Genomic DNA, 11,458 nt, shown 5'->3' on the forward strand with positions numbered 1-11,458 from the left:
GGTTCAAAGGAAAGCAGATACTTCTGTTAATCCCAACAGTTTAGTAACTGCAACCCAGCCAAAAACTAATTTACCTCTGGTTAAAGGGATTATTCAAACTAAACCAGAAGATTTTAACCTAACTTCAATCGTACCAAAGACCGATATTTCTCAATCTCGGCCCTTATCCTTACAGGGACAAAAGTCAAACTTACCTGTACAACTATCACCAGAACCATCGATCGCCAGTAACCCTAGTTCTGAGTTAAACATGGTTTGGCTCAAAAGCACCGATGGTTTACAAGTGAATCAGGGGTTATCCACCAAAAATCCTTATAGTGAGAAAATTGCTCTACCTCTAGCAATAACTCCAATAAATACTCATGGTGTACTCACTCGTCAAACTAATACAGTTGAGAATTCTACAGTTCAGTTAGCAATGGATAGAAATTCTATAACGCCGATGTATACTCCAAAAATAGCATCAGGATCGCCGCTAGACATCACCAAAGTTGCTGAACAAGTAAGTCGGATTCTGGCTCGTCAACTTGCAGTAGAAAGAGAACGTCGGGGGGTTGGTAAATGAAATTAGATAAATTGACGATTACTCCTTTAAAAAAGAAAGGACAACAGTCCAACCTGTCGTACTGCAAAAAAGGAGAACACAACAAAAAGGAATGCAAAGTAATTTCAGTGCAATTCAATCCAGAAACTTATTCTATCAGTAAATCCGTCAACTGGGAACCACAGGACAGCTCCAGGGGAGAAGGAACAAACACTGAAAACACTGAAAGAAAAGTTAATGCACCTACGATCCAATTTAAAGGCGGTGGCAGTCGTCAACTAACTTTGGAATTGTTTTTCGACGTGACTGAAGCAGTTGATAGGGATGATGTCCGAGAAGAAACTAACAAAATTGTAGCTCTAACTCGCATTGAGCGAGAAGAAGATCATCCGCAAGTTTGCGAAGTAGCCTGGGGTGAGGCTCCTGTGGGTTCTGACTTCCCCTTTATTGGCGTAATTACCAGTTTGACGCAAAATTTCACGCTCTTTAAAGCCAATGGAAAACCCTTGAGAGCAAATTTAAGCCTCACTTTCTTAGAATTTCTCGCTCCGTTAGTAGACAAACGCAAGACAGATCCGGAATTAACCACCCGTATTATCAAGGGTGGCGACACTTTAAGCGATATATCAGCCCAATTTTACAACAATCCAAAACTGTGGCGCATTATTGCTCAAGCTAATCAGCTTGACGATCCACGCAACTTAGAAATGCAGATTGGTCGAACCTTAATTATTCCAAAACTGCGTTGAGGGAAATAATCTATGCCAGTTGCTAACCGCGAAAGCCCTCTTGTTCCTGATTTTGAGATTATTATCAACGGCTCACCTTTGCCTGTTGAAGCAAAATTGCACGTCCAACGCCTTACCGTTGACCATGATGTTAACTTACCTGGAATGTTTACACTGGAACTTACAGGTTCAGATAGCCAGGAAGAAGAAACTATCTGGATTGATGACGAAGAACTTTTTGCCATTGGCAATGTGGTTGAGGTACAACTTGGCTATGCTAATGATTTAGAAACCCTGATTATTGGTGAAATTACGGGTATAGAACCAGAATTCGCCTTCGATCGCCTACCTAGTTTAACAGTGCGCGGATATGACCGTCGCCATCGTCTCCAGCGGGGTCGCAAGACCAAAACCTTTGTCCAACAAAAAGATAGTGAGATTGCTACCCAAATTGCCCAGGATGCAGGACTCACTGCTAAAGTTGAAGATAGCCAAGTGGTGCATGATTATCTTTTACAAAGGTCGCAAACGGACATTGAGTTTTTGCAAGAGAGAGCAAAGCGGATTAACTATGAGGTAGTTGTTGAAGATCAAACTCTATTTTTCCGACCTGTAGGCAATGCTGAGAGCGAAATTTTAACTCTTAGCTTTGAGGATGATTTGATGGAATTTTATCCCCATCTGTCTTCTATGGGTCAAGTCAGTGAGTTAACAGTGCGAAGTTGGGACCCTAAAGAAAAGCAAGAAATTGTCGGAGAGGCAAGAGTAGGGGATGAGGTTTCAACTATGGGGGGACAAAGTAGCGGTGCTGCTATTGTTGAAGATGCTTTCGGTACAGCAGTTGCTACAGTCAGCGATCGCCCAGTGTTAACTCAAGCAGAAGCAGATCAATTTGCCAAAGCTCGCTTTAATAATCTCGCACTAGGATTAATTACTGGTGAAGGAGTTTGTTGGGGACGTACAGATTTACGCCCAGGCAAAGTAATCAAAATTGACGGGGTAGGGAAACGCTTTAGCGGTCAGTATTATGTTACTGCTACTGTGAATCGTTATCAAGCTCAATCTGGATATCGCACCCATTTTACAGTTCGGAGGAACGGAACATGAGGTTATTTGACCTATTGATGGATAATGAAGAAAGAGAAGCGATCGCCTCTCGTATTTATGGTGTTGTGGTTGGTGTAGTTACCAATAATGAAGACCCAGAAGGACTAGGGAGAGTCAAAGTAAAATTTCCCTGGTTGAGTGATGAAGATGAAAGCGACTGGGCGCGAATAGCTGCACCAATGGCAGGAAATGAAAGAGGGATTTATTTTTTGCCAGAAGTAGATGACGAAGTTTTAGTAGTTTTTGAACATGGGGATGTGCGTTTTCCTTATATTATCGGGTTTTTATGGAATGGTCAAGAACCTCCACCGACAACTAATGAAGATGGCCAAAATAATATCCGGCTCATCAAATCTCGTAGCGGTCATGTAATCCGTCTCAATGATGAAGAGGGTAAAGAAACTATTGAAATTGTTGATAAAACTGAAAAAAATAGCATTGTTTTTGATACTGCTAGTAACACGATTGCTATTAGCTCCGATGGAGACATAACTTTATCAGCAACACAAGGCAATATTAAGCTAGAAGCACAGAATATTGAAATTAAATCTACAGCAGACACCAAAATTGAATCTGACGCCGGAATGAATCTTGAAGCCAGCAGCACCATGAATCTTAAAGGTCAAACTATTAATCTCAATTAGTTATCTCTAGAAAATATGGAGTAGGGAGTAGGGAGTAGGGAACCCACCCCTAACCCCTCCCAGGAGGGGAATAATTGAGAATTTATGTAGGATAATTGATTTTAATTTTTATTTTTGGAGATGTCTATGGGACAACCAGCAGCAAAACAAGGCGACCAAATTATTGCAGTTGATACTCACATTGTCATGGTACCGTCGGCAGGACCACCAGTACCGACACCCTTACCTCATCCTTTTTCTGGTATGATCAACGACAACCTCAGCAGTGATGTCAATATTATGGGAATGCCAGCAGCAACTGTAGATAGCACTGCTGACAATACTCCATCTCATATTCCGACACCTCCGGGCACTAGCTTTCAAAATCCCCCGGCGAATAAAGGCACGGTCAAAATTGGTAGCCAAACTGTAAAGATCAACGGTAAATCAGCAGCCAGGAATGGAGATATTGCTGAAACTTGTAACGATCCGGTAGATGCACCAGTGGGTCAAGTGGTGGCAGTCAGTACAGTTTTTATTGGATGAAAGGGAGGGAATGATGTCTAAACCATTTTTAGGTGTAGGTGTAGGATTTCCAGTCAGTTTAGATACTGAGGGAGATTTCCAACTTGCTAAATATGAAGAGAGTGTACGCCAGTCAGTCTTAATTATCCTCGGTACTGCCAAAGGTGAGCGAGTTATGCGTCCCGACTTTGGTTGTAGCATTTACGACTTAGTTTTTGAGCCTAACTCACCGTCCACTGCTGGCAAAGTATCCCAAGCTGTTCAGGAAGCGTTGCTGTTATTTGAGCCTCGTATTGATGTCTTAGATGTGCGAGTTCAATCTCCATCAAATCAAGAGAGGGAGAAGATGCTTGTTACTATCGACTATCAAGTACGGGCAACTAATAACGTTTTTAACTTAGTTTATCCGTTTTATCTAGAAGGAGGTGGAGGTTAATGGGGAAACTCGCGCCCAAAATTGATCAAAGGACGGCAAAGGATATTGCCGAACAGGTACAGCAACTTATCAAAGAATATACAAAAAAAAACCAAGAGCTTAAAGGAACTAGTGCTGCTTTAGTTAATATTTTTGCCCGTTTTGCCGAGATTATTATTGAGCGACTTAATCAAGTTCCCGATAAGAATTTCTTAGCATTTTTGGATTTATTAGGTGCTTCTCGTTTACCCCCTCAACCGGCACGGGTACCTTTGACCTTTTCTCTGGCTGGGGGAAGTACAATTGATGCAGTAGTGCTAAAGGGAACCCAGGTTGCTGCACCTCCAGGGGAAGGAGAAAAAGACCCGGTTATTTTTGAAACGGAGCGAGAGTTAATCGTAACCGCTGCTAAGTTAGAGTCTATTTTTGTCCGAGATCCAGAGCAGGATTTATACAGTAATCATAGTGCAATTCTGACTCAACAAGGAGCGGAAGGTGTTTATGTCTTTCGGGGAAATCAGCCCATTGAACATATTTTTTATCTTGGACATAGTAAGCTTTTGGGGTTTGCTGACATTGGTACGTTTACAGTAAAGATTAATTTATCAGAAGCCCTGATGGGAACAGGAGAGATAACATGGCAAATTTGGCAGGAAACCGAAAATGGCGCTGATTGGCAAGACCTGACACCGAGCAATGATGGAACTCAAGGCTTGACTCAAAGTGGCGATCGCGAAATTGAATTTAGTAATCTTACCGCTTTACCTTTAACTACTGTTAATTTAGTAACTAGTCGTTGGCTTCGCTGTCGGTTAGTTACTCCCATTACTCTTGTCAATCAATTACCTAAGATTGCGGATATCAAACTTGAAGCTACTATCCATTCCACTGAACTATTAATCGAAACAGCTTTTCTTAATCAAGTACCCGTTGATTTAACTAAAGAGTTTTTCCCGTTTGGGGAAAAACCCAAGCTTGGGGATACTTTATATTTAGCCAATAGTCAAGTTTTTTCTCAAGAAAATGCTCAAATTACTCTTCAAGTTAACTTGATCAATCCCGCCGGTGAACCAGGTGCTCTTCCTATAGCAAGAATTAGCAGTGAGCCAGATGACCTTCCTGTTCCTACACAAGCTTCCAGAAATCTAAGACTGAGGTGGGAATTTTGGAATGGTAAAGTCTGGCAAGAATTAAGAACAACAGTTGCTGCTGGATTTCAAGGCAGTCCCCAGATTTTTACGGGAAATGGTCAGGTAGTGTTTACTTTAGTGGAAAAACCTGCTCCCACCACAGTTAATGGAGTAGAAAGTTTCTGGATTCGTGTGCGAATTAGTGCTGGAAACTATGGTAGAGAAGCATCCTATCAACAAGTAGGAGAAGGCTATCGATTGCAGCCAGCCACATTTGCACCCCCCTTGATTGAATCAATTGTAGTGAGCCACACCTTAACCCTATCAGACGCAGAACCAGAAGAGGTGCTCACCTACAATGACTTCATTTATGCAACTAATCCTGTTCCACCTTTCATTCCTTTTCACAAAACCGACTTTGAGCAACCAGCTTGCTATCTCGGTTTTAGTTTACCATTAGCTAGAACAGATTTTCCCAATCGTACTCTCAGCCTGTTTCCCGGTGTAACTGAGGTAAAATATGGAGACGATAATATCCCATTGTTACCTAATTCAACTAATGGGACACAATTGAATAAAACTGAGCAAGTTCAACTTTCCTGGCAATATTGGAATGGCAAAGGATGGGGACGGCTGACTATAAGAGATGAAACAGAAAACTTTACCCGTTCCGGTTTAATTGAATTTCTGCCACCAGCAGATTTTACACCCAAGGAAGACTTTAATCTACCTCCCCGTTATTGGCTGCGGGTTCAATGGTTACAGGGTGACTACGAAGTTGAACCAAGGCTGGAGCAAGTACTGCTAAACACCACGATGGCAGTCCAAACCTTAACCATCCAACAGGAAAACCTTGGTTCTAGTGATGGCAGCGAGAATCAAAAGTTTCAGACAACTCGCCAGCCAATTTTAGCAGGTCAGCAGTTGGAAGTCCGGGAACCAGAAGTGCCTTCGGCTTTAGAAAAGCAAAAAATTGTCCTGGAAGAAGGGGAAGATGCCATTACAACTATTGCTGATGCCACAGGAAGACCTCAAGCAATTTGGGTACGTTGGCATCAAGTCAAGGATTTTTATCAATCAGAACCACGCGATCGCCATTATGTCCTCGACAATCTTACCGGAAAGATTACCTTCGGCGATGGACGCAATGGGTTAATTCCTCCCCCTGGTAAAGGCAATCTCCGTATGAGTCGCTATCAAACCGGTGGTGGCACTGCTGGCAACAAACCCGCTGGAGCAATCGTACAACTCAAAACGACAATTCCTTATGTAGACAAAGTAATCAACCATCAAGCCGCAGCAGGGGGTGCCGCAGCGGAAAGCTTGGAATCCTTGATTGAGCGGGTCCCCAAGGAAGTTCGCCATCGTCAGCGTGCTGTAACTAAGGAAGATTACGAAGATTTAGCCAAACTTGCTTCTCCGCAGGTAAGTAGAGCTAGGTGTATACCCTTAGCCAATTTGAAAACTAATCCCCTAGATACCAAACCCAATTTAAGGGGAGCCGTGAGTGTAATTATTGTACCCCACTCCCAGGAAGCTAAACCCCTACCTAGTTTAGAGCTAACTAATCGTGTCCAAAGTTACTTACAAACCTACACTGAACCAACAGTGACAATCTCGGTAGTAGGCACTCCCTATGTCCGTGTAGATATTACCACGGAAATTGCAGTTACTTCCCTAGAAGGAGCTGGTGAGGTGGCGCAAACAGTGGAGCAAACCTTAGCTAGTTTTCTCCATCCTCTCACGGGAGGTTTTGAAGGTAGAGGTTGGAATTTTGGTCGTCAGCCTTACAAATCTGACTTTTACCGACTATTAGAAAGAGTGCCGGGAGTAGATCATGTTTCTAGTTTGGAGGTGGCTGAAATTGAAGAATTAGCAGGTGCTAGCCAGACTGAACGCTTTTTGGTGTATTCGGGTAAACATAGCATCAGTTTAACTTTTTTGGAGTAAGGAGGAGAAACTACTATGGCCATAGAATTACCTAATTTAGACGATCGCACCTATGATGATTTGGTGCAAGAAGCCCTGGGTATGATTCCCACCGATGCACCGCAATGGACTAATCATAATCCTTCTGATCCTGGGATTACCCTGATTGAATTGTTTGCCTACCTTACCGAAATGCTCCTTTATCGGCAAAATCGGGTAACAGAAGCGAATAAGTGGATGTTTTTACAACTTCTCAATGGACCCGATTGGCAGCCTAATCAGGATTTACAGACAGAGATTAAAGAAGCAATTACCAAAGTACGCGATCGCTATCGAGCTATTACCTGTAATGATTTTGTGGAGTTAGCTCTAGAAGCAGATCCTACCATTACCAGAGCACACTGTATCCCTCGACGTAACCTCAACTCAGAAAATCCCTTAGTGGAACCTGTGGATCAACCAGGTCATGTGAGTATTATTATTATTCCCGGTGGTAAACAAGTAGTGATTTTTGCTTTATTGCTCCTGATACAGAGCAGTTTATATCAACTAGCATCACTACTGATACAGTATTACCTTGTTAACTACGGTAACCATAGCAACAATAGTCCCCCTCAACCAAGCTCATTCCTGATTAATCAGGTAAAAAAACACTTAGAAAAACGGCGATTGATTGGTACAGCAATCCATGTAGTTGTGCCAAGCTACATCACCATTAGCATCAGATTAACTATATACCTCAATCGCGAAGCAGAGGTAGAAACCAGCGGGGAACAAATAAATAACGCCCTAGAAAACTTTTTCGATCCCCTACCAAATCCTGACAATCCCCAAGGTTGGCAATTTGGTCGCAATGTTTATGTTTCCGAACTTTATCAACTACTTGATGAACTAGAATTTGTGGATTATGTAACCAAAACCCACCAGCAAGATGAAGTATTTCTTCCTGATCCTGATGCCATTGCCAACGAGCAACGCCTAGTTTACACCAATGCAAAAGAGCTAAGTGCTATCCAGCTTAAACCAGAAGAATTAGTTAATTTAGATATTGGCAACAGCGATATAGATATTATTTCCCCCATAGAAAATGTTGATTTCACCGAATAAAGACTACAATAAAACTAATGACCAATTCAGAATAAGTAGGTTGGGTAGAGCGATAGCGAAACCCAACGCTAGAGGCGGCGGTGTTGGGTCGAGGCAACGAGACCCAACCTACATTTTTAGCTTCCATGGAAAATGTTAATTTCACCGGTTCAAGACTATAATAAAACTAATGACCAATTTAGACAGTTCCCCCAGTAAACTTTTAGACTATCTGCCAGAGATTTATCAAAGCGATCCTTTCATCGGTCAATTTTTACTACCCTTTGAAGAAATTATTTTCGGTAGTTTAGAAGCGCCAATTGCCGATATTCATACCTACTTTGATTCTCAACAAACACCTCCAGACTTCCTACCTTGGTTATCTAGCTGGGTAGGGTTAAGTCTCAGGGCAGATTTAGATATTCCCAAACAACGGGAGTTCATTGCCAATACTGTAGAAAGATATCGCTATCGAGGAACTAAAGCCAATTTACAAGCACTGCTGGAATTATTTCTAGATAAAGAATACAAAGTCACTATTACTGATACTTCCAATGCCGAATTTCAAATTGGTGACTCCCAACTGCTCAACCAAGTTGACAATCCCGAAGAACTTCCCCCGCGATCGCTCTTGGGTAGAGGGACTTACCTTGGTGGTGGCATACCCCACTTTTTTATCGTCAGAATTACTCCAGCAAAAGGCTTAACCCAAGAGCAACTTAACCGACAAATAGATATTGCCATTGCTATCATTGAACAGGAAAAACCTGCCCATACCAACTACAGACTAGAAATTATTTACAGTATGCAGATTGGTACTTATGATCCTAATTCTAGAAAAGGTACTGGTTCCCAGATTGGCATTGATACTGTTTTTGGCAATATTCCTGAAAATTACAACAATCTAACTTAGGAGAATAACGATTATGACCGATATACAACGCCCCAATTACTTTACTTCCCAGTTTTTAATCGAAGAAGACTTTAATGATGAGCAAACCTACCATCGTGACATGCGCCTGCGTCACAATCGTTCACTCTATAAATGGGGTGTGGTGGCAGGATTAGAAGTAACCAAAGACGGGGATAAAAAAGTTGCCGTTAGCGAGGGTATGGCTATTGATCAGGATGGTCGAGAAATTATTCTTTTACCCGATTCTGAAAGAAATACCCTTAACTTAGATGGATTAGAACTCAATACAACTATTGAAATTGCCATTATCTATCACGAAATTAAGGATAAGCCTTACCGAATAGGTGACAAAACTAAATACACTCGCATTACTGAACGTCCCAAATTTATCATTTACCGTGGTAAAAAAAGGGAAAACTGTGATGACGATCACTTAGAGGTAAGAACTGGTAGTGCCCCTACCGATGGTAATGTGATGCTCTTGGCACGGGTGAACCTAGACAACAATGGTAACGTCAGTACAGTTGAGGATTCACGGAAACTTGCTGGTGGTAAAACCAAGTGGTCTGATGGGGAGAATAACAGTATTTACTACAATGATGGCAATGTAGGGATTGGAACAACATCTATTCATAATCCTCAGAGTTGGGACAAAGCTTTAGACATCTTAGGTTCACGACATGCTCGGTTCAATGTCAGGTCGGGTGGTGGGGTAGTAACCAGTGTTTTTAGTCATAATAATTGGAATGGAGCCAGAGGGATAATTGGAACGGAATCGAACCACCCATTGACTTTGGCTACTGGCTATCGACATCGTATGACGATTGACACTAGTGGCAGGGTGGGCATTGGCACAACTAATCCTAGTGAAAAATTAGAGGTAAATGGAACTGTTAAAGCCACTAAGTTTGAAGGGGATGGTTCTGGTTTAACTGGAATTAGTGGCGGCGGAAAGTGGAAGACATTAGAGGATAATTTTATCCGCTACCAAGGCGGAGTTTTCGTTGGGAATCGCCTTCCTAGCCCTAAAAATAATAACTACGAAGCAACAGGATTATGTGGTGCTATCTTCGCCATAACGGAAAGAGTAAATAAGGTCACTAAATCCTACGGTGTTAGGGGTCATTTTGATGGTTTTTTAACAGTACAAGGTGACGATGAAACAAATCAGGAAGAAATTATCGTTAAAGAGGAGCTTGATAACACCAGAGATGATGCCCTTGAAGATAAGATTTCCCCCCCGGAAGGCATTACTCTAGCAAATAGTCCTGAGTCTGTGAAACCTGGGGGTTTTGTTGAAGGGCTAACTGAGAATTCTGTAGAGGCAGTTGATAAAATTGAAGGTGCTACGACAGATCAATCTATTCTTTCTGGATATGGTGGCTATTTCACCGCTGTCAATCGTGGGACATCTTTTGTCTACGGGGTTTACGGTGAAGCACAAAATTCAAACATCACAGTTAGAGGACTCCGGGCCTATGGTGTTTACGGTAAGGCTACAGGTGCTGGCGATAATTATGCTGGCTACTTCGATGGTAGAGTCCATGTAACAGGTAATTTAACAGCTAACAATGTACAACAAAACTCCTCACGACAGTTAAAAGAGAATATAAATACCCTGACAATAGAAGACGCCCTAGAAACCTTGGAAGGACTCAATCCCGTCCAATTTCGCTACAAAGAAGATCATCAACAAGAAACCCACATTGGATTTATTGCCGAAGATGTGCCGGATTTAGTAGCAAGTCGCGATCACAAAACCCTCAGTCCAATGGATATTGTGGCGGTTTTAACCAAAGTGGTGAAGGAGCAAAATAACACGATTTCATTGCTAATGCAGAAGGTACAAACTTTGGAAAATAAAAGTCAATCTAGCGCTTTTTAGCCTAATCACCTAAACATAATTTTTTACTTCTTCCCTGCTCCCTGCTCCCTGTTCCCTATTCCCTATTCCCTATTCCCTGCTCCCTAAAACCAATAATTTTTACCAGACTCAATTTCAAACTACTATAATAACCATAATGACAGATATACAACGTCCCAATTACTTTACTTCCCAGTTTTTAGTAGAAGAAGACTTCAACGATGAGCAATCCTACCATCGTGATATGCGCCTGCGTCACAATCGCTTACTCCATAGCTGGGGTGTGGTGACAGGATTAGAAGTAACCAAAGACGGGGATAAAAAAGTTGCCGTTAGTGAGGGTATGGCTATTGATAATGATGGTCGAGAAATTATTCTTTTACCCGATTTTGAAAGAAATACCCTTAACTTAGATGGATTAGAACTCAATACAACTATTGAAATTGCCATTATCTATCACGAAATTAAGGATAAGCCTTACCGAATAGGTGACAAAACTAAATACACTCGCATTACTGAACGTCCCAAATTTATCATTTACCGTGGTAAAAAAAGGGAAAACTGTGATGACGATCACTTAGAGGTAAGAACTGG

At 41.8% G+C, this 11,458-nt stretch carries 12 protein-coding genes; 11 read left to right on the forward strand and 1 reads right to left on the reverse strand.

The annotated features are described in order from the left end of the window. The 8 genes from F6K27_RS16800 to F6K27_RS16835 form a co-directional block, all read left to right on the forward strand. On the forward strand, window positions 1–565 hold a 565-nt coding region (locus F6K27_RS16800; RefSeq protein ID WP_287277465.1), incomplete at its 5' end, for a hypothetical protein. Then, the gene (locus F6K27_RS16805; protein ID WP_287277463.1) at window positions 562–1,293 is read left to right on the forward strand and encodes a LysM peptidoglycan-binding domain-containing protein; all 732 of its coding nucleotides are present in this window, start codon (window positions 562–564) and stop codon (window positions 1,291–1,293) included. The genes F6K27_RS16800 and F6K27_RS16805, both read left to right, overlap by 4 nt. A 12-nt stretch (window positions 1,294–1,305) precedes the next feature. Further along, entirely contained in the window at window positions 1,306–2,379 is a 1,074-nt protein-coding gene (locus tag F6K27_RS16810) for a phage late control D family protein (protein WP_287277461.1), read from the forward strand. After that, on the forward strand, window positions 2,376–3,023 hold the full coding sequence (locus F6K27_RS16815; protein ID WP_124154260.1) for a phage baseplate assembly protein V: 648 nt from the start codon (window positions 2,376–2,378) through the stop codon (window positions 3,021–3,023). The genes F6K27_RS16810 and F6K27_RS16815 overlap by 4 nt, the downstream gene beginning before the upstream one ends. Window positions 3,024–3,143: 120 nt before the next feature. Next, the gene (locus tag F6K27_RS16820) at window positions 3,144–3,548 is read left to right on the forward strand and encodes a PAAR domain-containing protein (RefSeq protein ID WP_287284383.1); all 405 of its coding nucleotides are present in this window, start codon (window positions 3,144–3,146) and stop codon (window positions 3,546–3,548) included. Further along, window positions 3,499–3,963 (forward strand): GPW/gp25 family protein, encoded by a 465-nt coding sequence (locus F6K27_RS16825; RefSeq protein ID WP_287277458.1) that lies wholly within the window; start codon window positions 3,499–3,501, stop codon window positions 3,961–3,963. Before F6K27_RS16820 ends, F6K27_RS16825 begins: the two co-directional genes overlap by 50 nt. Then, a complete protein-coding gene (locus tag F6K27_RS16830; protein WP_287277456.1) occupies window positions 3,963–7,022 on the forward strand; it encodes a putative baseplate assembly protein in 3,060 nt (1,019 codons plus the stop codon). Before F6K27_RS16825 ends, F6K27_RS16830 begins: the two co-directional genes overlap by 1 nt. A 15-nt stretch (window positions 7,023–7,037) precedes the next feature. Further along, a complete protein-coding gene (locus tag F6K27_RS16835; protein ID WP_287277454.1) occupies window positions 7,038–8,108 on the forward strand; it encodes a baseplate J/gp47 family protein in 1,071 nt (356 codons plus the stop codon). Here F6K27_RS16835 and F6K27_RS16840 read toward each other — a convergent pair. Beyond that, complete coding sequence (locus F6K27_RS16840; RefSeq protein ID WP_287284380.1) at window positions 8,098–8,235, reverse strand: hypothetical protein; 138 nt, start codon at window positions 8,233–8,235, stop codon at window positions 8,098–8,100. The genes F6K27_RS16835 and F6K27_RS16840 overlap by 11 nt on opposite strands. A gap of 42 nt (window positions 8,236–8,277) precedes the next feature. Between F6K27_RS16840 and F6K27_RS16845 the strand changes: the two genes are divergently transcribed. The 3 genes from F6K27_RS16845 to F6K27_RS16855 all read left to right on the forward strand — a co-directional run. Beyond that, window positions 8,278–9,000, forward strand: a complete 723-nt coding sequence (locus tag F6K27_RS16845; protein ID WP_287277450.1) for a phage tail protein — start codon at window positions 8,278–8,280, stop codon at window positions 8,998–9,000. A 100-nt stretch (window positions 9,001–9,100) separates the two neighbouring features. Continuing rightward, window positions 9,101–10,885, forward strand: a complete 1,785-nt coding sequence (locus F6K27_RS16850) for a tail fiber domain-containing protein (protein WP_287284378.1) — start codon at window positions 9,101–9,103, stop codon at window positions 10,883–10,885. Between the two features lie 136 nt (window positions 10,886–11,021). After that, a partial coding sequence (locus F6K27_RS16855) for a hypothetical protein (protein ID WP_287300894.1) occupies window positions 11,022–11,458 on the forward strand: 437 nt, incomplete at its 3' end.

Origin of the sequence: Okeania sp. SIO2F5, from assembly GCF_010692685.1 — a bacterium.
In the GTDB taxonomy this organism is placed as follows: Bacteria; Cyanobacteriota; Cyanobacteriia; order Cyanobacteriales; family Microcoleaceae; genus Okeania; species Okeania hirsuta.

Excerpts from the sequence above, each read along its gene's own strand:
- F6K27_RS16850 (WP_287284378.1), top strand. The coding sequence starts at position 9,101 with ATGCGCCTGCGTCACAATCGTTCACTCTATAAATGGGGTGTGGTGGCA.
- F6K27_RS16845 (WP_287277450.1), top strand. The coding sequence starts at position 8,278 with ATGACCAATTTAGACAGTTCCCCCAGTAAACTTTTAGACTATCTGCCA.
- F6K27_RS16840 (WP_287284380.1), bottom strand. The coding sequence starts at position 8,235 with ATGGAAGCTAAAAATGTAGGTTGGGTCTCGTTGCCTCGACCCAACACC.
- F6K27_RS16815 (WP_124154260.1), top strand. The coding sequence starts at position 2,376 with ATGAGGTTATTTGACCTATTGATGGATAATGAAGAAAGAGAAGCGATC.
- F6K27_RS16810 (WP_287277461.1), top strand. The coding sequence starts at position 1,306 with ATGCCAGTTGCTAACCGCGAAAGCCCTCTTGTTCCTGATTTTGAGATT.
- F6K27_RS16825 (WP_287277458.1), top strand. The coding sequence starts at position 3,499 with ATGCACCAGTGGGTCAAGTGGTGGCAGTCAGTACAGTTTTTATTGGAT.
- F6K27_RS16835 (WP_287277454.1), top strand. The coding sequence starts at position 7,038 with ATGGCCATAGAATTACCTAATTTAGACGATCGCACCTATGATGATTTG.
- F6K27_RS16830 (WP_287277456.1), top strand. The coding sequence starts at position 3,963 with ATGGGGAAACTCGCGCCCAAAATTGATCAAAGGACGGCAAAGGATATT.
- F6K27_RS16805 (WP_287277463.1), top strand. The coding sequence starts at position 562 with ATGAAATTAGATAAATTGACGATTACTCCTTTAAAAAAGAAAGGACAA.
- F6K27_RS16820 (WP_287284383.1), top strand. The coding sequence starts at position 3,144 with ATGTCTATGGGACAACCAGCAGCAAAACAAGGCGACCAAATTATTGCA.